This is a genomic window from Paraburkholderia sp. BR14374 (genome assembly GCF_040948685.1).
GTDB lineage: Bacteria > Pseudomonadota > Gammaproteobacteria > Burkholderiales > Burkholderiaceae > Paraburkholderia > Paraburkholderia youngii.
Genome location: NZ_JBFPKF010000001.1, coordinates 729,270 through 753,933 on the forward strand (window position 1 = coordinate 729,270; position 24,664 = coordinate 753,933).

Genomic DNA, 24,664 nt, shown 5'->3' on the forward strand with positions numbered 1-24,664 from the left:
CATGCAATTTCGAAGGGGAAGCTTGATGGAAGCACAACGTCCCGGAGGCTCGGGTTCGGGCTCTGGCTCTGGCGGTCACGCCGCGCATGATCCGGCGAAAGCGCGACGCACGCGCCTCATCATGATCGCCGCCGCCGTCGCGGTGCTCGCGCTCGCCGCGCAAGGCATCTGGTCGCGCCACGATGCGCATGCGGCGCTCGAACGCGATGCCGAGCACACGAGCCAGATGAGCGTCGAAGTCGTGCAGCCGCAGAAGTCGTCGGCCGGGTTCGATCTGATGTTGCCCGGCAACGTGCAGGCCTTCCTCGACACGCCGATCTACGCACGCACCAACGGCTATCTGAAGAAGTGGTACGCCGACATCGGCGCGCGCGTGAAGAGCGGCCAGTTGCTCGCGGAAATCGACACGCCCGAAATCGACGACCAGTTGCGCGCCGCCCGCGCCGATCTCGCGAACGCCGAAGCGAATTACGCGCTGGCGAAGAGCACTGCGGATCGCTGGACGGATATGTTCAGAAGCAAGTCGGTGTCGAAGCAGGAGACCGACGAAAAGGTCGGCGACATGCTCGCGAAAAAGGCCACGCTCGACGCCGCGCGTTTCAACGTCGCACGACTCGAAAAGACCCAGTCGTTCCAGAAAGTCTATGCGCCGTTCGACGGCACCGTGACCGCGCGCAACGTCGACGTCGGCGCGCTGATCGACGCGGGCAGCTCGGGCGGTCCCGCGAAGGAACTGTTTCATGTGGCGCAGGCGGACCGGCTGCGCGTCTATGTGAACGTGCCGCAAGCGTACGCGCAGCAGGTGCGCGCGCAGCAGAGCGCGTTTCTGACGCTGACCGAGATGCCCTCGCGGCACTATCCGGGCACGGTCGCGCGCACCGCCGGCGCGGTCGATCCGCAGCAGCGCACGATGCTCGTCGAAGTCGACGTCGACAATCGCAGCGGCGAGCTGTTGCCGGGCGCGTACGCGCAGGTGCATTTCGCGCTCGGCGCGGGCACGGCGTCGTTCACTCTGCCAGGCAACGCGCTGCTGTTCCGCCCCGACGGCGTCAAGGTCGCGACCGTCGATCCCCAGCACAAGGTGAAGCTGCTGCCGGTATCGCTCGGCACGGACTTCGGCACGCGCGTCGCGATCGTGGCGGGCTTGCAGGGCAACGAGCAGGTGATCCTGAATCCGCAGGATTCAATCGTCGATGGCGCACCGGTGCGCATCGTGCCGCGCAAGGCGGAAGACGGTCCGGCTTCGGAAGGCGCGGGTGGAGCGGCTGGAGCGGCCGGTGCGACCGGCGCGGCGGCCAGCTCGCCGGCGGCGCTAGCCGGCGCGCGGCCGGGCGCGAGGACGTGATGATGAAGATGTCGGTTTTGCGGCGCGTGCTTGCGTCTTCGGCTGAATTCGCGCGCGGGTCGGCGAGCGTTTCCATTCGCGCCCCGGCAGTCGCGCTGGCTCTCGCCGGCGCGCTCGGCGCCTGCACCGTCGGCCCCGACTACGTGAAGCCCGCCGCCGTCACGCCCGCGACCTGGCGCGAACTCGAGGGCACCGGCTGGAAGCCCGCGCAACCCGCTGACACGCTCACGCGCGGCGCGTGGTGGCGCACCTATGGCGACGCATCGCTCGATGCGCTCGAACCGCAGGTCGCGAGCGCGAACCAGGACGTGCAGGCCGCCGAAGCGCGCTTTCGCGCGGCGCGCGCGAGCGTCGCGCAATATCGCTCGCAATTCTTCCCGGTGGTCACCGCGGGCGTCCAGTATTCGCGCACGCGGACCTCGGAGAACGTGCTGCATAAATCGACCGCCGGTCTCGCGCTGAACGACTATCTGGTGCAGGTCGACGCGTCGTGGGAACCCGATCTTTGGGGCCGTGTGTCGCGCAGCGTCGAAGGCGCGAAGGCTGGCGCGCAGGCGAGCGCCGCCGACGTCGACGCCGCGCTGCTGTCGATGCAGGCCGAGCTCGCCACCGATTACTTCGAGCTGCGCGGGCTCGACCAGGAGCGCCGACTCCTCGACGACACGATCAAGGCCTACCAGGAGGCGCTCGAACTGACGCAGCATCGCTACGCCGGCGGCATCGCGACCGATGCCGACGTCGCGCAGGCACAAGCGCAGCTGAAGACGACCGAGGCGCAGGCGCTCGACCTCGGCGTGCAGCGCGCGCAACTCGAACATGCGATCGCGATCCTGATCGGTCAGCCGCCGTCGACCTTCACGCTGCCGGTTGCGCCGCTCGTCGCGGTGCCGGTCGTCGCGGCGACCGGCGTGCCGTCCGGATTGCTGGAGCGGCGTCCCGACATCGCTGCGGCCGAGCGGCACGTCGCCGCGATGAACGCGCAGATCGGCGTGGCCACCGCGGCGTTCTTCCCGAATCTCGTGCTGTCCGTGACGGGCGGACTCGAAGCGACCAATTACAGCCAATGGCTGCTCGCGCCGAGCCGGCTGTGGTCGCTCGGGCCGACGCTCGCGGGCACACTGCTCGACTTCGGCGGCCGCGCGGCCGTCAAGGAACAGGCGCGCGCGCACTACGAGGAAAGCGTCGCGCAATATCGGCAAACGGTGCTGAACGCGTTCGGCCAGGTCGAGGACAATCTCGCCGCGCTGCGCGTGCTGGAACAGGAAGCGGCCGCCCAGGACGACGCGGTCGCGGCCGCGCGGCGCGCGCTCGCGGTCGTGTCGGACCGCTACCGGAACGGCGCGATCACCTATCTCGACGTGGTCGTCGCGCAGACGACCACGCTCACCAACGAGCGCAACGCGGTGTCGATCGCGCGCCGCCGGATGGCCGCGAGCGTCGCGCTCGTGAAGGCGCTCGGCGGCAGCTGGGATACGTCGGGACTGCCGGGCGACGATGCGATCGGGCATCCGCCGTCCGCGACTTCGGGTGCGACGCAGACGCCGGCGCCGGCCAACGACGCCGGCGCGCACGGCTAGCGCCCGGAGACGGGCGCGCGACATGCGAGGCGTGAAGGGCGCGCGGGTTGCCCACGCCACGGGCTCGATACGAGTTTTCAGCGTATCCTTAACGCCTTTGCGCGTTTCCGTGTGACCCAAGGAGTTCTGTTGTGACCCTGCCGCCGCAATCCCAGCGGACTGCATCTGCCGTTCCCTCCCCCGTTGCAGCTTCAGTTGCTTCCACCCGCACCGCCAGCGTGTCGGACATCCCCTATCTCGAACGCGGCTCGCGCGCGTACTGGCGAGCCAGCCTCGCGCTACTGTTCGCCGGCTATGCGACGTTCTCGCTGCTTTACTGCGTGCAACCGCTGCTGCCGTCGTTCTCCGAAGCGTTCAACGTGACGCCGGCGCAAAGCAGTCTGTCGCTGTCGCTGTCCACCGCGGCGCTCGCGCTGGCGATTTTCGTCGCCGGTTTCGTCTCCGAGGGCTGGAGTCGGCACAAGCTGATGACGCTGTCGCTGACGGTGTCGTCGGTGCTGACGATTGGCGTATCCGTGGCGCCGCACTGGAATCAGCTACTCGTGCTGCGCACGCTCGAAGGGCTCGCGCTCGGCGGCGTGCCGGCCGTCGCGATGGCCTATCTCGCCGAGGAAGTGCATCCCGACGGTCTCGGTCTCGCGATGGGTTTGTACGTCGGCGGCACGGCGATCGGCGGGATGGCAGGGCGGGTGATCACCGGCGTGGTCGCCGATCTGTTTTCATGGCGCGTCGCAATCGGCACGATCGGCGTGCTCGGCCTGCTGTCGATGCTCGCGTTCCGCGCACTGCTGCCTCCATCGCGCCATTTCGTGCCACGCCGCGGGCTCGGCTTCGCACATCACCGCACGCTGCTGTTGCGGCAGTTCACGCGACGGGGCTTGCCGCTGCTGTTCCTGCTCGGCTTCGTTCTGATGGGCAGCTTCGTCACGCTGTACAACTACATCGGCTACCGGCTGCTCGCGCCGCCGTATCGGCTGAATCAGACGGAGATCGGTGCGATCTTCATCGTCTATCTCGTCGGTGTGGTCGCGTCGCCGTGGTCCGGGCGCATGGCCGATACGTTCGGCCGCGCGCGCGTGCTGATCGGGAGCCTGCTGCTGATGGTGTTCGGCCTCGCGCTGACGATGCTGCATCCGCTCGCGGCGGTCGCGACCGGCATCGCATGCGTGACGTTCGGGTTCTTTGCCGGGCATTCGGTCGCGAGCGGCTGGGTCGGGCGTCTGGCGAAAGACGCGAAAGGCCAGGCCGCTGCGCTATATCTGCTCGCGTACTACATCGGCTCGAGCCTGGTCGGCTCCTATGGCGGCCACGTGTGGGCCGGTCATGGCTGGAACGGGGTCGTCGGGCTGGTCGGTGCGCTGCTCGTGATCGGCCTGGTCGCGGCGACACGCCTGCGCGCACGCGAATAGCCGCGCGCGATCATCGATCCCGCATGGATCGGCGCAAAACGAAAGGCTTGCGTAAGTGAACGCTCGATACTTTGCGCCGTGTTTTGTTGCGCCGCGCCAATCGCCGCACGCCCGTCGCGCCGGGGTTCAGCAGCTTGCGAATACGCGCCGGCGCGCAAGCTCGCGCCGCCGCACCGCTCCATCCGTCTCCTATACTCGATTCGTGCACTGGGACTGCATGATTTCAAAACCGCAGCCTCTGCCGGAACGAAATAGCATCCATCCTGCATGGGAGGAGACGAAGATGACGTACTTCACGATCGGCGATTTCATCCTGGTCATTCCGATGGCGTTAGCGGGTGCGCTATTCGTCGGCGCGCTGCCCTGCAAAACCGAGTTGCGACACAACGCGCTGCGTGTGCTGGGCGCGCTGATCGGTGTGATGTGCGCGGTGGCGCTGGTCGAGGGTCTGCCGGCGCTCGTGTAGCGGCGCGGCGCGAAGTACCAACGAAAAAGCCGCACGCTGAGCGTGCGGCTTCGTTTTGCCGTTCGTTCGGTCCGCCTGTTGCGCGGACGGCTCCTCACGCGATCAGATCGCCTGGTCCGTCGACGGCTTTTCCCACAGGTTGACTCCGCCTTCGGTCGCATAGCGATCGATTTCGGCGAGTTCGTCGGCCGAGAATGCGAGGTTCTTCAGCGCGCCGACGTTCTCGCGCACCTGCTCCGCGCGGCTCGCACCGATCAGCACCGAGGTCACGCGCTGATCGCGCAGCGCCCATGCGAGCGCCATCTGCGCGAGGCTCTGACCACGGCGCTGCGCGATGTCGTTGAGCTTCCTCACGTGTTCGATGTTCTGCGGGTTCAGATGCTCGTCTTTCAGCGAACCGCCGCCCGGCTTGTTGACGCGCGCATCGGCCGGCACGCCGTTCAGGTACTTGCCGGTCAACAGCCCTTGCGCGAGAGGCGTGAACGCGATCGCGCCCGCGCCGACTTCGGCGAGCGTATCGAGCAGGTCGTGTTCGATCCAGCGGTTCAGCATGTTGTAGGACGGCTGATGGATCAGCAGCGGCACCTTGTATTCGGCGAGCAACCTGGTCATTTCGCGGGTCTTCGCCGACGAGTACGACGAGATGCCGATGTAGAGCGCCTTGCCCTGCTGCACCGCGCTCGCCAACGCGCCCGCGGTTTCCTCGAGCGGCGTGTGCGCGTCGAAGCGATGCGAATAGAAGATATCGACGTATTCGAGGCCCATGCGCTTCAGGCTCTGGTCGAGACTCGCGAGCACGTACTTGCGCGAGCCGCCGCCCTGGCCGTACGGACCCGGCCACATATCCCAACCGGCCTTCGACGAAATCAGCAACTCGTCGCGATACGGCTTGAAATCGTCCTTGAAAAGACGGCCGAAATTGGTTTCCGCGCTGCCGTACGGCGGGCCGTAGTTGTTCGCCAGATCGAAGTGCGTAATGCCGAGGTCGAAGGCCGTGCGCAGGATGTCACGCTGCGTCGAGATCGGCGTGGTGTCGCCGAAGTTGTGCCACAGGCCGAGCGATAGCGCCGGCAATTTGAGACCCGACTTGCCGCAGACGCGGTATTGCATGTCCGAATAGCGTTCTGAAGCTGCTTCGTAAGCCATTGCTAGTGTCCTTGTCGATGAGATCGCCCGAGAATTGCGGGCGTGAGGATTCGCGCGTTGCGGGAGGCGTGCTGCTCGAGGAGTTTATTGTCGTGATGTCGCCGTGGTGCGGCTAGACCGCTATGTTAGCCAATCGACGCGGCGCTTGCAGGCACCAGTATGCGGGATGGACGAGCACGCGCGGCTCACCTACACTCTGGCCGGTTCAAGTTGATGGGAGGTGCAGATGGCGAGGGCGATTTCGATCGCGCTGATTGTAGGCGGCATCGTGCTGCTGTATTTCGGCGGGCAGGCGTTCAATTCGGTGAGCAGCGACGTGTCGCGCTTCTTTACCGGTTCGCCGAGCAACAAGGCGATCGTGCTGATCGTCGCGGGCGTGGTGGCGACGCTCGCCGGGCTGACGGGAATCGCGATGTCGGGACGCAAGCGCTGAGCGTCCGCACGAGGCCCGCGACGAAAATAGCTAGAACGCGATCTCGGGCTTCGCGGCCGAGCGCGTGCCGGGCAGCGGCACGTTGCTTGCGCCGTGATAGGTGAACACCAGCGAGAACTTCACCTGATCGCTGAGATTCTTGCCGGCCGAGTGGAGCGTGTTGCAGTGGAAGAACACCACGTCGCCGGTCTGCAGCTCCGGCGACACCGCGGTGCGGATCGCGGCCTCGTTCTCGGCGAGATCCGTGCGGAAAAATTTCGCTTCGTCGAAACGGTCGGACGTGAAGGCGGCGCCATGCGATTGCGGCACGAACCACAGCGCGCCGTTATCGATGGTTTCCGGGCCGACCGCGAGCCACACCGACACCAGGTCGTCGCGCTCGAACGACCAGTAACGCACGTCGCGATGCCAGCCGGTCAGGCTGCCGTATGCGGGGTGCTTGGTCATCATGCAGTTGTGATGCGCGCGCGACAGTCGCGGCTCCTCGCCAAAATACAGTTCCATCCAGCCACGGATTTCGGGCGCGGTCGCCCATTGCGCGAACGCGGGGTGACGACCGTACGCGTCGAGCAGGCGCCGCACCGTATGTCCGCCCGGCGCATCTTTCGATGACGGCGCGCCCGGATACTTCAGATCCGCTTCGAATTCGATCGGCGCCGCCGCTTCCTGCAGCTGCCGCTGTGCGATCCGCTTCAGCTCGTCGCAACGCTCGGGCGACACGAGTCCTGGCACGACGACAAAACCCTGCTCCCGCAACGTTTGAATCTGCTCTTTCTTCGAATGGAGTGACATGGCGTTCCGTTAACGTCGACTAACTGATGTTCGATTGTAAAACGGGCGCGATCGGGGTGCGTTGTTTCTCGGCGCCCCAATGCACCGGTTTCAGGCGTGCGGTGCACCCGCATCGCACATTAGCTGGTCAAATATGCACGCAAATCGCCCGTCAAAAGTGAAACCTGGTTGGTGTCGGCGACGATTCGATCCTGAGGGAATTCGATCTCGCAGGGTACTAACCCGACTTTCTGACGTCACGATTCCCGTGTAGCCTGCTCGCATGTCGATCGCCGCTCACGCAGTTTTCTTTTGTGCGCAGGCCGTCAAGGCTCGTGCCGTCGGTTTCTCCGCGTTGTACCTTCGCTGCGCTGCGCGCCGTGTTTCGCGTCGCGATCTCTCGCGACACGACGCGCACCGAATTTCCGGCTTTCAGGCCGTTCATCGCAACCCCGTCATTGGCACATATGGTGCTGTTTGTCCGTGCACATCCGATGCACGCGCCGACGTGCGGTTCATTGCCTAAATGATGAAGCCATGCATACTCTTTTGAGCACCCGTCTTACCCGCGCCGCGCTGAAAGCGGCGCGTCCCGCGCGCCGTCATATGATGCGGGCGCTGCGTCACCATGCCGCGCGCACCCGCGCGCTCGGCGAGCAGTGGCGCGACGCAAAGGCCGTCGACGGCTTTCGCACCTGGTTCCATACGTTCTTCTCGGCGCTGCGCCAGCAGAGCGGCACGCGCCGTCTGTCGCTGCGTACATTGCTGCGCAAGCCGACACCGTTGCACCTCGCGGCCGCGAAACGCGCGCCGGCGGTGCGCACGCCTGCGAGCCGCCGACCGCGTCGGCTGTCGACGAGCAGCAGCGGGTGGTTTGCGTTTGCGTTTGCGTTTGCGAGCCGCTGAGATTGCTGGGCCGGTGAGTTGCTGTTGCGGGTTGAGTGGCTAGTGCAAGACTTCGAGCGCGACAGCATCGTTACGCGATCGACGGACGAAGAAAACCCCGCCCGGCTCACGCCGGCGGGGTTTTTTGCTTTCAGGTAACGATCGACTCGCGCTTCTTACGCGCTAGTTACGCGATTGCCGCGACCGGCTCGGTGCCTGCCGCTTCGGCGAGTGCGAGCGCCTTGTCGGTGGCTTCCCACGTGAATTCCGGCTCTTCGCGGCCGAAGTGGCCATACGCCGCGCTCTTCTCATAGACCGGGCGCAGCAGGTCGAGCATCTGGATGATGCCCTTCGGACGCAGGTCAAAATGCTGACGCACGAGTTCCGTGATCGTCGCATCCGACACGCGGCCGGTGCCGAACGTGTTGACCATCACCGAGGTCGGCTGAGCGACGCCGATCGCGTACGACACCTGGATCAGGCAGCGCGACGCGAGGCCCGCGGCCACGATGTTCTTCGCGACGTAACGGCCGGCGTAAGCTGCCGAGCGGTCGACCTTCGACGGGTCCTTGCCCGAGAATGCCCCGCCGCCGTGCGGTGCCGCGCCACCGTACGTATCGACGATGATCTTGCGGCCCGTCAGACCGCAATCGCCCTGCGGACCGCCGATCACGAAGCGACCGGTCGGGTTCACGAGGTACTTGATATCACCCTTCATCAGCTCGGCCGGCAGCGTCGGCTTGATCACTTCTTCGATCACCGCTTCGCGCAGCGTGTCGAGCTCAATGTCCGGCGCGTGCTGGGTGGACAGCACGACGGTGTCGATCGAATGCGGCTTGCCGTCGACGTAGCGCACGGTGACCTGCGACTTCGCGTCCGGACGCAGCCACGGCAAACGGCCGTCGCGGCGCAGATTCGCCTGACGCTCGACGAGACGGTGCGACAGGTGGATCGGCAGCGGCATCAGTTCCGGCGTTTCCTCGCACGCGTAACCGAACATCAGGCCCTGGTCGCCCGCGCCTTGATCGAGGTTGTTGTCGTGCGCGCGGTCCACGCCCTGGGCGATGTCCGGCGACTGCTTGTCGTAGGCGACGAGCACCGCGCAGCCGCGGTAGTCGATGCCGTAGTCTGTGTTGTCGTAGCCGATGCGCTTGATCGTGTTGCGCGCGATCTGAATGTAGTCGACGTTCGCGGTGGTGGTGATTTCACCGGCCAGCACGACGAGACCCGTATTGCACAGCGTTTCGGCCGCGACACGCGAGTACTTGTCTTGAGCGAGGATGGCGTCGAGGATCGCGTCCGAGATCTGGTCCGCGACTTTGTCGGGATGGCCTTCGGAAACGGATTCGGAAGTGAAGAGATAGTCGTTTGCCACGTTGCAGACTCCTGTTAGTGGTTACGGTTGCGTTCCACGTAGCCGACTTCGGGAGTCTGAAGCGGCGACGCTTTAGCGGATTACCTTACCGATGGACGCTTGACTCATGGAAACCCATGGACCGCACCCGCCGGCTTCGCCCCGCAAGTTGTCTATTAACTCGGCGAAGCCCTTATTATAGCGACTTCCTTTGAATGTCACAGAGTGTCCACGAGTGCGGTATCACGCCAATTTTTCCGCTCCCCGCAATCCCGCCCCTAGCAGCGCCGTGCGCCCGGAGGCTGCATGCTGAGCAGCTACGGCGCGAAGCTCGCGGTCGGGCTGCTCAAACTCTTTGCGTTGTTGCCGTATGGATTCGTCGCCCGTCTCGGCGACGGGCTCGGCTGGCTGCTCTATCAAATCCCGAGCCGTCGCAAGCGCATCGTTCATACGAATCTGAAGCTGTGCTTCCCCGACTGGAGCGACGAGCGCCGCGAGGACGTCGCGCAGAAGCACTTCCGTCACGCGATCCGCAGCTATCTCGAGCGCAGCGTGCAGTGGTTCGGCTCGGCGAAGAAGCTCGAAAAGCTGATCCAGCTCGACAGCGCAATCGATCTGACCGACCCGAACCTGCCGCCGACGCTCTTTCTCGGCTTTCACTTTGTCGGTATCGAGGCCGGTTCGATTTTTCTGAACTACTCATTGAAGCGCCAGTGCGGCTCGCTGTATCAGCCGATGTCGAATCAGGAGCTCGAGGCAGTCGCGAAAGCGGCGCGTGCGCGTTTCGGCGCGGACATGGCAAGCCGCGCGGACAGCGCGCGCGTCGTACTGCGCTGGCTGCGCGAACGCAAACCGGTGATGCTCGGCGCGGACATGGACTACGGCGCGCGCAATTCGACGTTCGTGCCGTTCTTCGGTGTGCCGACCTGCACGCTGACCGCGGTCGGCCGTCTCGCTAAGGTCGGGCACGCGCAGGTGGTACCGTTCATCGGCGAAGTGCTGCCGAACTACAAGGGCTACCGGCTCAAGGTCTTCAAGCCTTGGGACAACTATCCGACCGGCGATGATGACGCCGATGCGCGACGCATGAACGAATTTCTCGAAGAGCAGATCCCGCTGATGCCCGAGCAGTATTACTGGGTGCACAAGCGGTTCAAGACGCGGCCACCGGGAGTGCCGGGGGTGTATTGAAGATGGCGCTGGGACCCGGCTCCCAGCAGTCGGAGCACGTCGATGAGTGCACGTGAGGCGGCATCCAGGCCCCTTGCCCGCCATACCGTTTCCGATGGGCCAACGTGTATCATCTGCTATTGGCCCAGCACGGCTCGAAAGGGTGATTCACCCAACAGCCGGCAAGGCCCGGATTTTCGGCTCCGCCCGCACGCGCGAAGCCCTACGCAGCAACGGATACACGAAAAACGTGAAGCTCAAATTCACCAAAATGCACGGCGCGGGTAACGACTTCGTCGTGCTCGACGGCTATACCCAACCGCTTGAACTGACCACGGCGCAGGTGCGCGCGCTCGCGAATCGCCATTTCGGCGTCGGTGCCGACCAGTTGCTGCTGGTCGAAAAGCCGACCGTCGAAGGCGTCGATTTCAGATATCGCATCTTCAATTGCGACGGCGGCGAGGTCGAACATTGCGGCAACGGCGCGCGCTGCTTCGTCAAGTTCGTGCGCGAGCGCGGTCTCACCGACCAGCGCAGCGTGCGCGTGCAAGTCCAAAAAGGCACGATCACGCTGACGATGCAGGACAACGGCGAGGTGATCGTCGACATGGGCACCCCCGTGTTCGATCCCGAACTCCTGCCGTTCGCGACCAAAGGTCTGCAAGGCCGCCGCGAAGGCGCGGACACGCTCTGGCCGCTCGACGTGAACGGCACGACGCGCTGGATGTCGGTGGTGTCGATGGGCAACCCGCATGCGGTGCAGGTCGTCGACGACGCCGAGGCGTTCCCGGTGCTGGTCGAAGGTCCGGCCATCGAGCGGCACACGCGCTTCCCGCAGCGGGTCAATGCGGGGTTCATGCAGATCGTCAACCGCAACGAGATCAGGCTGCGCGTCTACGAACGCGGCGCGGGCGAAACGCTCGCGTGCGGCACCGGCGCGTGCGCGGCGGCCGCGGCCGGTATCCGGCGCGGGCTGCTGGATTCGCCGGTGCTCGTGCACACGCACGGCGGCGATCTGACGATCACGTGGGACATCGCGCAACCAGGCGCGCCGCTGCTGATGGCCGGCCCCGCGGCCACCGTCTTCGAAGGGGAGATCGAGTTGGCAGAAGAGGCGTCGAGCGCATCGCCCGACTCGTCGCAGCACAATCCGTCCAACCCGGCCGCCGTGGCGCCCTCCGTCTAACTCATTGACCTACGCGCCGCCGCGAGGCGGCCATCCCGTAGTCCTCACGCCGAAACCATGAACGATCGCGAAGTCGCCGAATACCTGCTCGCCAATCCCGAATTCTTCGTCGAACACGCGGAAACGCTCGCGACCATCCGGCTCGCGAACCCGCACGGCAAAGCCGCGGTGTCGCTGCAGGAGCGGCAAATGGAGATGCTGCGCGACAAGAACAAGCATCTCGAACGGCGTCTGGCCGAACTGCTGCGCTACGGTCACGAGAACGACAGCATCGCGGCGAAGTTCAACCGCTGGACCATCCGCGTGATGGCCGAGCGAGATCCGTACGCGCTGCCGCGCACGATCGCCGGCGGTCTGCGCGATATCTTCGACGTGCCGCAAGCGGCACTGCGTGTGTGGGACGTCGCCGAGCCGTATGCGCAAGCCGACTTCGCGCGCCACGTCAGCGAGGAAGTGCGGATTTTCGCGGGCAGCCTGAGCACGCCGTACTGCGGCGCGAACACCGGCTTCGAGGCCGCGCAATGGCTCCCGCAGGCGGCGAGCGCGTCCAACGGCGCGGCCAACCCGCCGGCGAGCGCGACCGACGACCCCAGCGCCCCATCGAGCGAAACGGCGCAGACCACCGAATCGATCGCGCTGCTTGCGCTGCGCGACCCCGAAGGTGCCGAAGACGCGCCGACGTTCGGCCTGCTCGTGATGGGCTCGTCCGACCCGCGACGCTTCCACGAAGGCATGGCCACCGATTTCCTCACGCAGATCGGCGCGCTCGCGAGCGCCGCGCTGAGCCGGCTGCTGCCGCGCTGAGCCACGCAACGTCACCGCCCACCGTGACCGCCGCCGACCCGATCGCCGCCTATCTGTCGCATCTCGAGCACGAGCGGCGGCTGTCGGAGCATACGCTGCGCGGCTATACGCATGAGCTCGCGGAACTGAAGCTGCTCGCCAAAGGCCGAGCGCTCGAAAGTCTCACCGCCGTCGACATCCGCGGCGCCGTCGCGCGCGCGCATGCGGGCGGCCTCACCGCGCGGTCGATCGGCCATCGGCTGTCGGCGTGGCGCGCGTTTTATCGCTGGCTTGCGGGCCAAATCGAGCTGCCGGCCAATCCGGTCGCCGCGGTGCGCGCGCCGAAGCAGGCGAAAACGCTGCCGAAGGCGCTGTCCGTCGATGACACCGCGCGCCTGATGGACAGCGCGCCCGCCGACTCCCCCGAAGGCCTGCGCGACCACGCGATGCTCGAGCTGTTCTACTCGTCGGGCTTGCGACTCGCCGAACTGGTCGGCCTCGACGTGCGTTTCGCCGACATCGACGGTTATCGCTCGGCCGGCTGGCTGAAGCTCGATTCCGGCGAAGTCGAAGTGCTCGGCAAAGGCAACCGGCGCCGCGTCGTGCCGGTGGGCAGCAAGGCGGTCGCGGCGCTGAACGCATGGCTCGCGGTGCGCGAACGCATGGTCCGCCACGATCCGCATCCGCTCTTCCTGTCGGCGCGCGGCAACCGGCTGTCGCCGAACGTCGTGCGCGAGCGCGTGAAGCGCGCGGCGCTCGCGGCCGGCATTCCTGCCAACGTGCATCCGCACGTGCTGCGCCATTCGTTCGCGACGCACGTGCTGCAGTCGAGCGGCGATCTGCGCGCCGTGCAGGAGTTGCTCGGACACGCGAGCATCACCGCGACGCAGGTCTATACGGGCCTCGATTTCCAGCACCTCGCCCACGTCTACGACAGCGCGCATCCTCGCGCAAAGAAACGCAACTGATCACGCGACTGCCGCCGCGCGCGACGACGCGCCGCCCCGTCGCTAGTACCTCAACGACATCTGATGAATACCGTTACGCTCAAACCGTCGAAAGAAAAATCGCTGCTGCGCCGCCATCCGTGGGTCTATGCCAATGCGATCGAACATGTCGACGGCCGCCCCGCGTCCGGCGCGACCGTGCTCGTGCGCGCGCACGATGGCCGCTTCCTCGCGCGCGCCGCCTACAGCCCGCACTCGCAAATCCGCGCACGCGTGTGGAGCTTCGACGAAGCGGAGCCGATCGATCACGCGTTCTTCAAGCGCCGCGTGCAGCGCGCGTTCGCGCATCGTCAGGCGATGGTCCGCGACACCGGCGCGGTGCGACTGATCTTCGGCGAGGCGGACGGTCTGCCGGGCCTGATCGTCGATTACTACGTCGCCGAGGACGCGGGTCAGCGCAGCCAGATCGTCTGTCAGTTCATGGCGGCCGGCGTCGAGGCGTGGAAGGACGCGATCGTCGCGGCGCTGATCGGCGCGACCGGCTGCCCGAACGTCTACGAGCGCTCGGACGTGTCGATCCGTCAGAAGGAAGGGCTCGAGCAGGTCACCGGTGTGCTCGCGGGCGAGCCGCCTTCGGAGCAGCTGATCTCGAGCGAAAACGGCGTGCGCTATCACGTCGACGTGCGCAACGGCCACAAGACCGGCTTCTATGTCGATCAGCGCGATAACCGCCTGCTCGTGCAGCAATTCGCGAAAGATCGCGACGTGCTGAACTGCTTCTGCTACACCGGCGGCTTTTCACTCGCGGCGCTCAAGGGTGGCGCGAAGCGCGTGGTGTCGGTCGATTCGTCGGGTGAAGCGCTCGCGCTCGCGCAGCAGAACGTCGCGGCCAACGGCTTCGACGCCGATCGCGCGAGCTGGCTCGACGCCGACGCGTTCAAGACACTGCGGCGCCTCTACGACGAAGGCGAGCGCTTCGACCTGATCGTGCTCGATCCGCCGAAATTCGCGCCGTCGCGCGAGCACGTGGACCGAGCGTCGCGCGCGTACAAGGACATCAACCTGACGGGCCTGAAGCTGCTGCGTCCGGGCGGTTTGCTGTTCACCTACTCGTGCTCGGGCGCGATCGATCCCGAACTGTTCCAGAAGATCGTGTCCGGCGCCGCCGCCGACGCCCGCGTCGACGCACGCATCCTTAAGCGGCTCGGCGCGGGCGTCGATCATCCGCTGCTCACGGCATTCCCCGAAGGGGAGTATCTGAAGGGCCTGCTGTTGCAAATCGCCTGATCGCCCATATTTCGTGGGCAATTGCGCGTGCCGGCGGCGGCAGCGGCCAGCCTCCGCGCAGCCGGCCATCAGCCGGCCGCAAGGCGGCCGCCCCTGCGTCCGCCAGGCAAATATGTTTCAATAACCGGCTGGACAGGGCCGCGCCATTTGCTGCGGCGGCCGGCCTCACGCTTCTGGCTAGCCTTGCGCTAGCGTTCGATCACGCACCGTTTCACGACTTACAGGCGACCCACATGATTCCAGTCACCATCCTGACCGGCTTTCTCGGCAGCGGTAAAACCACCCTGCTCAAGCGCATCCTGAACGAAAAGCACGGCATGAAGATCGCCGTCATCGAGAACGAGTTCGGCGAAGAGAACATCGACAACGAGATTCTCGTGCAGGACACGACCGAGCAGATCATCCAGATGAGCAACGGCTGCATCTGCTGCACGATTCGCGGCGACCTGTCGCGCGTGCTCAACGATCTGGCCGCGAAGAAGCAGGCGGGCGAAGTGGACTTCGACCGTGTCGTGATCGAAACCACCGGCCTCGCAAATCCGGGCCCGGTCGCGCAAACCTTCTTCATGGACGATCAGATCGCGAGCGAATTCCTGCTCGACGCGATCATCACGCTGGTCGATGCGAAGCACGCGGATCGTCAGCTCGACGAGCACGAAGTGGTGCAGCGCCAGGTCGGTTTTGCCGACCGCCTGTTCATCACCAAGGCCGATCTCGTCGATGAGCGGCAGGTGGGCGATCTGCGTCACCGTCTGCTGCACATGAACCCGAAGGCGGCGATCAGGGTCGTCAATTTCGGCGAAGCGGACATCAAGGAAATTTTCGATCTGCGCGGCTTCAACCTGAACTCGAAGCTCGAAATCGACCCGGACTTCCTCGCCGAAGACGAACACGCGCACAGCCACGCGCATGCGCACGACGAACACGGCCACACGCACGGCGACCATGACCACGATCACGCGAACTGCGATCACGACCATGGCCATTGCGATCACGAAGGCCACGATCATGGGCATCACCACCACGCGCATCATGACGACAAGATCAAGTCGTTCGTGTACCGCAACGATCGTCCGTTCGATCCGAACAAGCTCGAGGACTTCCTCGGCGGCATCCTGCAGATCTACGGCGAGCACCTGCTGCGCTACAAGGGCGTGCTGTACATGAAGGGCGTCGATCGCAAGGTCGTGTTCCAGGGCGTGCATCAAATGATGGGCAGCGACCTCGCCGCGAAATGGCAACCGGCCGAGAAGAAGACCAACAAGATGGTGTTCATCGGCATCGAACTGCCGCGCGACCTGATCACCGACGGTCTCGACGCCTGCCTCGCCTGAGCGGGCGCAGCGCCGTCACACCAGCAAACCCGTAGTAGGCTCACGACACGCCGCGCATAGCGCGGCATGCGTCGTGCTACTTCTATTGCGCCGAGACGCCCGACGCCGCCTGCGCGGGCGTGAATCCTCTGCAGAAACTGCGATGCCGCGGCACCGAGACCGTGCGATTGCCGGCTATATGAAAACCGCGTGAAAACCCTGCTGCATTAAAGCGTGCACGACCATCGCTTTTTGGCTTTGTGCGCGTTATATTTTCGGGATATCGCTGCACCGCAGGCGGAATTTCGGCAGTTGCGGTGCCGCATTGTGATTCAGTTACAATACGTGCCCACTGGAGAATGACAACGAATTGCCCGGTCGCGCGTATCCCGCGACGGGCCTGAACGGCGCCGGAAAATCTTGTCCGGAGACACGCCGAAAACGCCGGCGGGCACGGCCTGAAAGGGCAAGCGCTTGTCGGCGAGCGATGCCTCAGGAGCATGTGTGAATCGGTTTCCAGAGGAGTTCGGCCCCGCAGCGGCGTAGCTAGCAACGCCCGGTGTGTGTGGGCGCCAGGCGCTTCGGCGTCACGACAGCCCAACGTTCGTGACCACCCCTGCGCCGCGCGTTCACGCGACGCGTTTGCGGGCAATACGAAAGTGCGGGCACTATGAGTTTTGCCTCACATTGAAGAAGTAAGCCAGATGACGACGAAACGACTCTTGACCGAAGCCGAAATCCTGAAGATGAGCGACAAGGATTACATGAATGAGGATCAGCTCGCCTTCTTCAAGAACAGGCTCGAACAGTTGCAGGCGGACATTCTCCGCAATGCTGGCCAGACGACCGAGAACCTGCGTGAAACGGTCATCGTGCCGGACCCGGCCGATCGCGCCACGATCGAGGAAGAGCATGCGCTCGAACTGCGCACGCGCGACCGCGAACGCAAGCTGCTGAAGAAGGTGCAGCAATCGATCGCGCGCATCGAGGCGGGCGACTACGGCTGGTGCGAAGAAACCGGCGAGCCGATCGGCATTCCGCGTCTGCTCGCACGGCCTACAGCCACGCTGTCGCTCGAAGCACAAGAGCGCCGCGAACTGCGCCAGAAACTGTTCGGCGACTGATTAGCTGAGGCGCGGCTTCGGCCTGGCGCCCTGAAAACGCTGCTTCGTCTAGAGGCGCACGGTGAACCGTGCGCCTTTTCTTTTTGCGCGACATCCGCGCAAGCTCCGCCATCCCTCCCGTCCCGCCTCGCGTTCCCGCCTCTTTTCTCAGGCTTCCTGAGCGGATTTTCAGTTTTTCTCCCTAGGCCTTCCGGCGGATCTTGATATGACCGCGCCCGCCCTAAAATAGATCGGACATGCGCTCACGAGCGCGCCAGCCGGCGCGCCGTCCGCTGACTGGATTCATGCGGTAGCGCGCAGCGCTGCCGCGTCCTACCCGTTTTGCAAAGAGGAACGCATATGGAGCAATTTCACGGCACGACGATCGTTTCCGTGCGCCGCGGCAACAAGGTGGCGCTCGGCGGCGACGGCCAGGTGACGCTCGGCAACATCGTCATGAAAGGCGGCGCGAAGAAGGTCCGGCGCATCTATAACGGCAAGGTGCTGGTCGGCTTCGCCGGCGGCACGGCGGATGCCTTCTCGCTGCTCGACCGCTTCGAGGCGAAGCTCGAAAAACATCAGGGCAATCTGACGCGCGCGGCCGTGGAGCTCGCGAAAGACTGGCGCACCGATCGCATGCTGCGTCGTCTCGAAGCGATGCTGATCACCGCGGACGCGACCACCACGCTCGTCATCACCGGCAACGGCGACGTGCTCGACCCCGAAGGCGGCATCTGCGCGATCGGCTCGGGCGGTGCGTACGCGCAGGCGGCCGCGAGGGCGCTTGCCGACAACACCGAGCTATCGCCGCGCGACATCGTGGAGAAATCGCTGGAAATCGCCGGCGACATGTGCATCTACACGAACCATAACCGCGTCATTGAGACGATCGAGTAAGGACCCATCGATGAGCACCATGACCCCCGCCGAGATCGTCTCCGAGCTCGACAAACACATCATCGGCCAAGGCCGCGCGAAGAAAGCCGTGGCCGTCGCGCTGCGCAACCGCTGGCGCCGTCAGCAGGTCGACGAACCGCTGCGCCAGGAAATCACCCCGAAGAACATCCTGATGATCGGACCGACCGGCGTCGGCAAGACCGAAATCGCGCGGCGTCTCGCGAAGCTCGCGGATGCGCCGTTCATCAAGATCGAAGCGACCAAGTTCACCGAAGTCGGTTACGTAGGCCGCGACGTGGACAGCATCGTGCGCGACCTGATCGAAATTTCGGTCAAGCAGACTCGCGAAACCGAAATGCGCAAAGTGCGGACCAAGGCCGGCGATCTGGCCGAAGACCGCATTCTCGACATCCTGCTGCCGACCGCACGGCCGGTCGGTTTCGGTTCGAGCACGAGTTCGACCGATACCGCCGATGAAGGCAGCACGACGCGTCAGACGTTCCGCAAGCGCCTGCGCGAAGGCCAGCTCGACGACAAGGAAATCGAGCTCGACGTCGAGCAGCCGCAGGTCGGCATGGACATCATGGGGCCGCCGGGCATGGAAGACATGACCGAGCAGATCCGCTCGATGTTCGCCAACATCGGCGGCGGCAAGAAGACGCGCCGCAAGATGAAGGTGAAGGAAGCGCTGAAGGTGCTCACCGACGAAGAAGCCGGCAAGATGCTGAACGACGAAGAGGTGAAAGCCAAGGCGGTGCAGAACGTCGAACAGAACGGCATCGTGTTTCTAGACGAAATCGACAAGATCGCATCGCGCAACGAAGCCGGCGGCGGTGAAGTGTCCCGTCAGGGCGTGCAGCGCGATCTGCTGCCGCTCGTCGAAGGCACGACGATCAACACCAAGTACGGCATGGTGAAGACCGATCACATCCTGTTCATCGCGAGCGGCGCGTTTCATCTTGCGAAGCCGAGCGACCTGATCCCGGAACTGCAGGGGCGCTTTCCGATTCGCGTCGAACTCGACTCGCTGTCGGTCAACGACTTCGAATCGATCCTCGTGTCGACGGATGCGAGCCTCGTCAAGCAATACCAAGCGCTGCTCGCGACCGAAGACGTGCACCTCGAATTCGCCGACGACGGCATCCGCCGTCTTGCCGAGATCGCGTACTCGGTCAACGAGAAGACCGAGAACATCGGCGCGCGGCGTCTTTATACGGTCATCGAAAAACTGCTCGAGGAAGTGTCGTTCTCGGCCGGCAATCATTCGGGCCGTACCGTGCAGATCGATGCGGCGTATGTCGATCGCGCATTGAACGAAGTCGCGGAAGATGAGGATCTGTCGCGCTACGTGCTGTGATATGCGCGGTGACAGCGCCAGGCGCTGATGCATGAAAAGCGGGCTGCCTTTGCATAGGCAGCCCGTTTTGCTTTGTGCCGCCCGATCGCGGCCTACTGCCTCACCGGCCGCTTCGCCAGCTTGCGCTGCAACGTGCGCCGATGCATGTTCAACGCGCGCGCGGTCGCCGAGATATTGCCGTTGTGTTCGGCAAGCACCCGCTGAATATGTTCCCATTCGAGCCGCGCCACCGACAGCGGCTGCGGATGCTCGATCGCCTCCTCGGCCTGCAACGCGCTCGCCTCGCTTTGCAGCGCCGACAGGATCGTCTCGACGTTGGCGGGCTTCGCGAGATAGTTGTCTGCACCGTCCTTGACCGCCTGCACCGCGGTGGCGATGCTCGCGTAGCCGGTCAGCACCAGCATGCGTGCATCGGGCTGCAGATCGCGTAACGGCGCGACGAGCGTCAGGCCGGAGTCGTTGCCCAGATGCAGGTCCACGGTGATCTCGCTGAACTTCTGCTGATTCGCGAGCCGGATCGCCTCGTCCGCGTTGTGCGCTTCGCTCACCGTGTAGCCGCGCCGCGTCAAGCCGCGCGCCAGGATGCCGGAGAACACTTCGTCGTCGTCGATCACCAGAAAATTCTTTTCGCTCATGCCTGTTTCTCCGTGTTGGATGGCGCGGCGCCTTGCGGGCTCGCTCCGGAAATCTTGCGCGCGCCGAGCGGCAGTCGCAGCACCGCACGCGTGCCGCGCGGCCGCCCGCCGTTGGCGTCGGTCAGCTCGATCGATCCCTTCAGACGCGCCGCCGCCGAAAACGCCAGATACAAGCCGACGCCGTGACCGCCCTGCGTGCTCTCCACCGGCATCGTGCCGAGCGAGCCGCGCAGCGCGACTGGAATACCAGGACCGTGGTCACATATTTCGAATACGATCTGGTCGCCGCGCGGCGCGAGCGTGCAAGACAGCGTCACGTGATCGCGGCTCGCGCGCGCGGCGTTGTCGAGCAGGATCGTCAGTATCTGGCTGACGGCCACCGTGTCGTTGAGACTGACATCGGCGGGCGGCGTACCGAGCCGCTCGAACTTCACGTGCGGATGGCGCAGGCGCCATTGGTCAGCAAACGATTCGAGCCATTCGTCGACCGGCTGACGGTTCGTCGTGGTCGTCGCGCGGCTGCGCAAGCGCGCGAGCGCCGACGTGCACAGCGTCATCTGCTGCTCGAGCAGTTCGAGATCGGCGCGGTAGGGAGCGAGTCCCGCGTCGGTGCGCGCCGCGTCGCGCAATTCTTCTGACAACATCGCGATTGTAGACAGAGGTGTACCGATTTCGTGAGCCACGGTGGCCGCCTGCACGCCGAGCGCGACCGCCCGTTCGTCCTGGAGCAAGCGCTGCTGCGCTTCTCCAAGCGCTGCGTCACGAAGCCGCAGTGCCCGCGACATGCGCGCGACGAACCACGCGATCAGCCCTACGCTGACCATGAAATTGACCCACATGCCCGAGCGGTAGTAGTCGAACAGGTTGGCGGGATTCTCGAGATTGAGCGGCACCGAATCGAAACTGAGCATCGCGTAGCAGGCGACCGCGAACGCCGCGAGCCAGGCCATCAGATACCACGGCAGCACGGCCGCCGCGATTGCAAGCGATGGCAGGTATAGCGATACAAACGGGTTGGTGGTGCCGCCGGACAGGAACAGCAGCGCCGACAACGCGCCGAGATCGACCCAGATCTGCCCGAACAGCTCGATGTTGGACTCGGGTCGCTGCTGCGACACGCGAAACCATGTGAGCGCATTGAACAGCACTTCGAGCCCGATCACGAGCAGCATCGCGGGCAACGGCAGATTGGCGCCGATGAAGATCTGCACGAACGCGATCGTCAGCAGCTGACCAATGATCGCGAGGCTGCGCAGCCAGAACAGATGACCGAGATTGACCCGGCCGGTGTTGGTTATACGTTGCATGACCCTAGTCTACCCGTTCGGACCCGCATGGCTGACCAGGCGGCCGAGTGCCGGTAACATGACTGTCTTCGAAATAGCATCGAGCGTCGCCAGGCTGCATTGACGACTGCTCCGCGCCATCCGTTCATGGTACCCACCGCGATTCGCGAAGCCGACGCTTCGTCCGCATTCCTGACCTTGCTGCGCGATGCCGCCGCGGCCCGAGCCAGCGGCGCCACGGCGGACGAAGCCCGTTCCCTCGACGCCGCGGCCAAACTGCATCCGCTCGACGGCGCCTCGCTCGACGCGCTGATCGCCGCGTGGCTCGCGCAGAAGGGCCATGCGGAGGCGATCGAACTCGCCGCCATTATTGCCGAACTCGATGCGGGGAGCGCCGGCGCGCACTTCCGCGCCGGCTACGCGCTGCAGATGGCCGGCCGGCATGCCGACGCGATCCCTGCGTATCGTCGTGCGCTGGCGCTCGACCCCGCGCTGCCGCAGCTACGCAACAATCTCGCGAGCGCGCTGACGCTTACCGACGGAGATCTGAGCGAACGGCTCGCGCTGCTCGAAGCCGCGATTCGCGATGCCCCCGACGATGGCAACGCATGGATCAACCTCGCCAACGCGTATCGCCAGAGTCTGGACTTGCCCCACGCGCTCGAAGCCGGTGCCCAGGCCGTGCAGCGCGCGCCTGGCAGTCCGCTGGCTCACAACAACTATGCGCTGACGTTACGTGAAGCGCAACGCTGGGACGACGCCGAACAGGCCGCCACGACGGCCTGCGAGCTCGCCCCGCAGAACCCGACGATGCGCTCGAACCTCGGCACGCTGCAACTCCTGCGCGGCCGATACGCCGAAGGGTAGGCATCGCACGAGGCGCGCTGGGACGGCCCCAGGGAGCTCGGCGGCAGCCGTCCCGTGATGCCGGCGCCGATCTGGCGCGGCGAGCCGCTCGCCGGCAAGACGCTGCTCGTTTGGGGCGAACAGGGGATGGGCGACGTGCTGCAGTTCAGCCGCTATATCCCGATGCTGGCCGAGCGTGTGCATCGCGACGGCGGCCGCGTGGTGTGGAATTCGTTTCCGCAGATGGGCGCGCTGCTCGCGCGCAGCCTCGGCGCTCATGTCGACGGTTTCTCGTCCGGCGGCGGCGTCGAATCGCTGCCGCCGATGGACTATGAAATTCCGCTGCTGAGCTTGCCGCTAATCTTCGATACCCGCGAAGAGACCATTCCAGCCGCGCCCTACCTGTTCGCCGATGTGGCCGCGCTTGCGGCGTGGCGCGGACGCGTTGCCGACGGGCGCCGCCTGAAGGTCGGCCTCGCCTGGACGGGTAGCCGCGGGCATCAGCGCAACCCGTTTCGCAGCGTCGGCTGGCAGCGCTATGCCGCGCATTTCGCCGGCATCGACGACGTCACCTTCTACTCGCTGCAGCCGGGCGCGGCCGCGGAGGTCGCCGCCGCCCGCGCGGCCGGCCTGCGCATCATCGATCACACCGCGAGCCTCGCCACCTTCGACGACACCGCCGCCTTCGTCGGCGCGCTCGACCTCGTGATCACCGTATGCACATCGGTCGCGCATCTGAGCGGCGCGCTCGGCCAGCGCACGTGGGTGCTGCTCGACGTCAATCCGCATTGGGTCTGGTTGCTGGAGCGCGGCGACAGCCCGTGGTATCCGAGCGCCACGTTGTATCGGCAGCCGCGGTTCGGCGAGTGGGAGCCGGCGCTGCAAGCAGTGGCGCGCGATCTGCGAGCGCTGGTGGCGCAGCATCGCGGTGCATAGGCGGGTTCAGATCGGCCGTTGGCAAATGCAGCGTTTACGGCCGTTCAATGCCACTTGCCTCGCGTGTCGCCTGGGCAATCTCCGCGGCGAGACATTCCGGGCACAAGCAGCGGCCCCCCGGCTTCAGCCGCTCTGCCGGCAGCGGTGGCAAAGCACGGCACCAGCACGGAGATGATGTCTCGCCCTGCATGCCGCAGTCGAAGGCACTGCCGCAGCGCGGACAGCGCGCGCTGCTCCCGGAACGGGTAGAAGACGGTTTCATTGCGGATGGGCGCGAAAGGCCGGGGGCATCGGTCAGATCATGATGCCATGACTGATACGCCTAGGTGCAGCCGTCCGTTCGGCCAATGCACGGCCGTCACGCAAGTGCGTTACGCTTGCTGCTTCCCCGCCCCCGTGGCCCGTCATGGTGCGGTCCGCCAAGCCTGCATCGACCGTCGCTCGCGCCGCTGCCGAAAACCCTGTTGCAGCGCGCCAGTCCTGTACAATTCGCGCTGTTTTAACTGTTCCGTGCCCGAGCCTGCCGCCATGTCCGAGCTTCCCGACCTCTCGCAGATTGCGCCCACCCTGAAAGCCGAAATTCTGGCCGAGGCGCTGCCTTACATCCGCCAGTATCACGGCAAGACCGTGGTCATCAAATACGGCGGCAACGCCATGACCGAAGAGCGTCTGAAGCAGGGTTTCGCGCGCGACGTGATTCTGCTGAAGCTGGTTGGCATCAACCCGGTCATCGTGCACGGCGGTGGTCCGCAAATCGACCAGGCGCTTAAGAAAATCGGTAAACAGGGCACGTTCATCCAGGGCATGCGCGTCACCGACGAAGAGACGATGGAAGTCGTCGAATGGGTGCTCGGCGGCGAGGTGCAGCAGGACATCGTGATGCTGATCAACCACTTCGGCGGCCACGCGGTCGGCCTGACCGGCAAGGACGGCGGCCTGATCCACGCGCGCAAGATGCTGATGCCGGATCGAGAAAAGCCTGGCCAGTACGTCGACATCGGCCAGGTCGGCGAAGTGGAAGCGATCAACCCGGCGGTCGTGAAGGCACTGCAGGACGACGCGTTCATTCCGGTGATCTCGCCGATCGGCTTCGGCGAAGACGGTCTGTCGTACAACATCAACGCGGACCTCGTCGCGGGCAAACTGGCGGTTGTGCTGAACGCCGAAAAGCTCGTGATGATGACCAACATCCCCGGCGTGATGGACAAGGAAGGCAATCTGCTGACCGACCTGTCGGCGCGCGAAATCGACGGCCTGTTCGAAGACGGCACGATCTCCGGCGGCATGCTGCCGAAAATCTCGTCCGCGCTCGATGCGGCGAAGAGCGGCGTGCGCTCGGTGCACATCATCGACGGCCGCATCGAACACTCGGTGCTGCTCGAAATCCTGACCGAACAGCCATTCGGCACGATGATCCGCTCGCATTGAGCGTTGCGGCATTCCCGGCACAGGGGTTGCGTCCGAGCGGCGCGACGCCTGTGCCGCACCTCGCGGCCGGCAGCCTATGCGCGCCCCCGGGCGTCGATGCGGCA

The 24,664-nt window shown here is 65.2% G+C and carries 22 protein-coding genes and 1 pseudogene; 17 read left to right on the forward strand and 6 right to left on the reverse strand.

The window, feature by feature from the left end:
- Positions 1 to 25: 25 nt before the first annotated feature.
- The 4 genes from AB3X86_RS03295 to AB3X86_RS03310 all read left to right on the forward strand — a co-directional run bounded on the left by AB3X86_RS03295 (position 26) and on the right by AB3X86_RS03310 (position 4,797).
- Positions 26 to 1,345 (forward strand): efflux RND transporter periplasmic adaptor subunit, encoded by a 1,320-nt coding sequence (locus AB3X86_RS03295; RefSeq protein ID WP_368594904.1) that lies wholly within the window; start codon positions 26 to 28, stop codon positions 1,343 to 1,345.
- An 8-nt stretch (positions 1,346 to 1,353) separates the two neighbouring features.
- Complete coding sequence (locus AB3X86_RS03300; protein WP_368595003.1) at positions 1,354 to 2,922, forward strand: efflux transporter outer membrane subunit; 1,569 nt, start codon at positions 1,354 to 1,356, stop codon at positions 2,920 to 2,922.
- A gap of 218 nt (positions 2,923 to 3,140) precedes the next feature.
- Positions 3,141 to 4,331 carry an MFS transporter gene (locus tag AB3X86_RS03305; protein WP_368594905.1) on the forward strand — a complete coding sequence of 397 codons (1,191 nt, stop codon included), beginning with the start codon at positions 3,141 to 3,143 and terminating at the stop codon, positions 4,329 to 4,331.
- Positions 4,332 to 4,614: 283 nt separating this feature from the next.
- Positions 4,615 to 4,797 carry a hypothetical protein gene (locus AB3X86_RS03310; RefSeq protein ID WP_008923386.1) on the forward strand — a complete coding sequence of 61 codons (183 nt, stop codon included), beginning with the start codon at positions 4,615 to 4,617 and terminating at the stop codon, positions 4,795 to 4,797.
- Positions 4,798 to 4,899: 102 nt separating this feature from the next.
- Here AB3X86_RS03310 and mgrA read toward each other — a convergent pair whose 3' ends face one another.
- Positions 4,900 to 5,943, reverse strand: coding sequence for an L-glyceraldehyde 3-phosphate reductase (gene mgrA, locus AB3X86_RS03315; RefSeq protein WP_368594906.1), 1,044 nt, complete (start codon positions 5,941 to 5,943; stop codon positions 4,900 to 4,902).
- Between the two features lie 226 nt (positions 5,944 to 6,169).
- Here mgrA and AB3X86_RS03320 point away from each other — a divergent pair, with 226 nt between their 5' ends.
- The gene (locus tag AB3X86_RS03320; protein ID WP_368594907.1) at positions 6,170 to 6,376 is read left to right on the forward strand and encodes a DUF3185 family protein; all 207 of its coding nucleotides are present in this window, start codon (positions 6,170 to 6,172) and stop codon (positions 6,374 to 6,376) included.
- Between the two features lie 30 nt (positions 6,377 to 6,406).
- Here the strand turns inward: AB3X86_RS03320 and AB3X86_RS03325 are convergent, their stop codons facing one another.
- Complete coding sequence (locus AB3X86_RS03325) at positions 6,407 to 7,168, reverse strand: phytanoyl-CoA dioxygenase family protein (RefSeq protein ID WP_368594908.1); 762 nt, start codon at positions 7,166 to 7,168, stop codon at positions 6,407 to 6,409.
- A 516-nt stretch (positions 7,169 to 7,684) separates the two neighbouring features.
- On the opposite strand from AB3X86_RS03325, the gene AB3X86_RS03330 reads away from it, so the two are divergent.
- Positions 7,685 to 8,053, forward strand: coding sequence for a hypothetical protein (locus tag AB3X86_RS03330; RefSeq protein WP_368594909.1), 369 nt, complete (start codon positions 7,685 to 7,687; stop codon positions 8,051 to 8,053).
- A 166-nt stretch (positions 8,054 to 8,219) separates the two neighbouring features.
- On the opposite strand, the gene metK is transcribed toward AB3X86_RS03330, so the two are convergent.
- A complete protein-coding gene (metK, locus tag AB3X86_RS03335) occupies positions 8,220 to 9,407 on the reverse strand; it encodes a methionine adenosyltransferase (RefSeq protein ID WP_176122339.1) in 1,188 nt (395 codons plus the stop codon).
- Positions 9,408 to 9,692: 285 nt separating this feature from the next.
- Here metK and AB3X86_RS03340 point away from each other — a divergent pair, with 285 nt between their 5' ends.
- The 9 genes from AB3X86_RS03340 (at position 9,693) to hslU (ending at position 19,429) form a co-directional block, all read left to right on the forward strand.
- Positions 9,693 to 10,577 carry a lipid A biosynthesis lauroyl acyltransferase gene (locus AB3X86_RS03340; RefSeq protein ID WP_176109805.1) on the forward strand — a complete coding sequence of 295 codons (885 nt, stop codon included), beginning with the start codon at positions 9,693 to 9,695 and terminating at the stop codon, positions 10,575 to 10,577.
- A gap of 229 nt (positions 10,578 to 10,806) precedes the next feature.
- Entirely contained in the window at positions 10,807 to 11,742 is a 936-nt protein-coding gene (gene dapF, locus AB3X86_RS03345) for a diaminopimelate epimerase (RefSeq protein WP_368594910.1), read from the forward strand.
- 57 nt (positions 11,743 to 11,799) lie between these two features.
- Positions 11,800 to 12,546 (forward strand): DUF484 family protein, encoded by a 747-nt coding sequence (locus tag AB3X86_RS03350; protein ID WP_368594911.1) that lies wholly within the window; start codon positions 11,800 to 11,802, stop codon positions 12,544 to 12,546.
- Positions 12,547 to 12,569: 23 nt separating this feature from the next.
- Positions 12,570 to 13,493 carry a tyrosine recombinase XerC gene (xerC, locus tag AB3X86_RS03355; RefSeq protein WP_176122342.1) on the forward strand — a complete coding sequence of 308 codons (924 nt, stop codon included), beginning with the start codon at positions 12,570 to 12,572 and terminating at the stop codon, positions 13,491 to 13,493.
- 63 nt (positions 13,494 to 13,556) lie between these two features.
- Positions 13,557 to 14,759: a class I SAM-dependent rRNA methyltransferase gene (locus AB3X86_RS03360; protein WP_368594912.1), complete on the forward strand. Its 1,203-nt coding sequence runs from the start codon at positions 13,557 to 13,559 to the stop codon at positions 14,757 to 14,759.
- A 233-nt stretch (positions 14,760 to 14,992) separates the two neighbouring features.
- On the forward strand, positions 14,993 to 16,093 hold the full coding sequence (locus AB3X86_RS03365) for a GTP-binding protein (protein WP_368594913.1): 1,101 nt from the start codon (positions 14,993 to 14,995) through the stop codon (positions 16,091 to 16,093).
- A gap of 683 nt (positions 16,094 to 16,776) precedes the next feature.
- Positions 16,777 to 17,196, forward strand: coding sequence for an RNA polymerase-binding protein DksA (gene dksA, locus AB3X86_RS03370; RefSeq protein ID WP_008923580.1), 420 nt, complete (start codon positions 16,777 to 16,779; stop codon positions 17,194 to 17,196).
- 339 nt (positions 17,197 to 17,535) lie between these two features.
- Positions 17,536 to 18,072: an ATP-dependent protease subunit HslV gene (hslV, locus tag AB3X86_RS03375; protein ID WP_368594914.1), complete on the forward strand. Its 537-nt coding sequence runs from the start codon at positions 17,536 to 17,538 to the stop codon at positions 18,070 to 18,072.
- A gap of 10 nt (positions 18,073 to 18,082) precedes the next feature.
- A complete protein-coding gene (gene hslU / locus AB3X86_RS03380) occupies positions 18,083 to 19,429 on the forward strand; it encodes an ATP-dependent protease ATPase subunit HslU (RefSeq protein ID WP_176109812.1) in 1,347 nt (448 codons plus the stop codon).
- Positions 19,430 to 19,521: 92 nt separating this feature from the next.
- Here hslU and AB3X86_RS03385 read toward each other — a convergent pair whose 3' ends face one another.
- Together AB3X86_RS03385 and AB3X86_RS03390 are read right to left on the reverse strand one after the other, a co-directional pair.
- Complete coding sequence (locus AB3X86_RS03385; protein WP_013088076.1) at positions 19,522 to 20,064, reverse strand: response regulator transcription factor; 543 nt, start codon at positions 20,062 to 20,064, stop codon at positions 19,522 to 19,524.
- Complete coding sequence (locus tag AB3X86_RS03390; protein WP_368594915.1) at positions 20,061 to 21,371, reverse strand: ATP-binding protein; 1,311 nt, start codon at positions 21,369 to 21,371, stop codon at positions 20,061 to 20,063. The genes AB3X86_RS03385 and AB3X86_RS03390 overlap by 4 nt, the downstream gene beginning before the upstream one ends.
- Positions 21,372 to 21,497: 126 nt before the next feature.
- On the opposite strand from AB3X86_RS03390, the pseudogene AB3X86_RS03395 reads away from it, so the two are divergent.
- Positions 21,498 to 23,132 (forward strand): annotated as a pseudogene (locus AB3X86_RS03395) (tetratricopeptide repeat protein).
- A gap of 34 nt (positions 23,133 to 23,166) precedes the next feature.
- On the opposite strand, the gene AB3X86_RS03400 reads toward AB3X86_RS03395, so the two are convergent.
- A complete protein-coding gene (locus AB3X86_RS03400; RefSeq protein WP_368594916.1) occupies positions 23,167 to 23,394 on the reverse strand; it encodes a cysteine-rich CWC family protein in 228 nt (75 codons plus the stop codon).
- 266 nt (positions 23,395 to 23,660) lie between these two features.
- Here AB3X86_RS03400 and argB point away from each other — a divergent pair, with 266 nt between their 5' ends.
- A complete protein-coding gene (gene argB / locus AB3X86_RS03405) occupies positions 23,661 to 24,560 on the forward strand; it encodes an acetylglutamate kinase (protein WP_013088074.1) in 900 nt (299 codons plus the stop codon).
- Positions 24,561 to 24,664 lie beyond the last annotated feature (104 nt).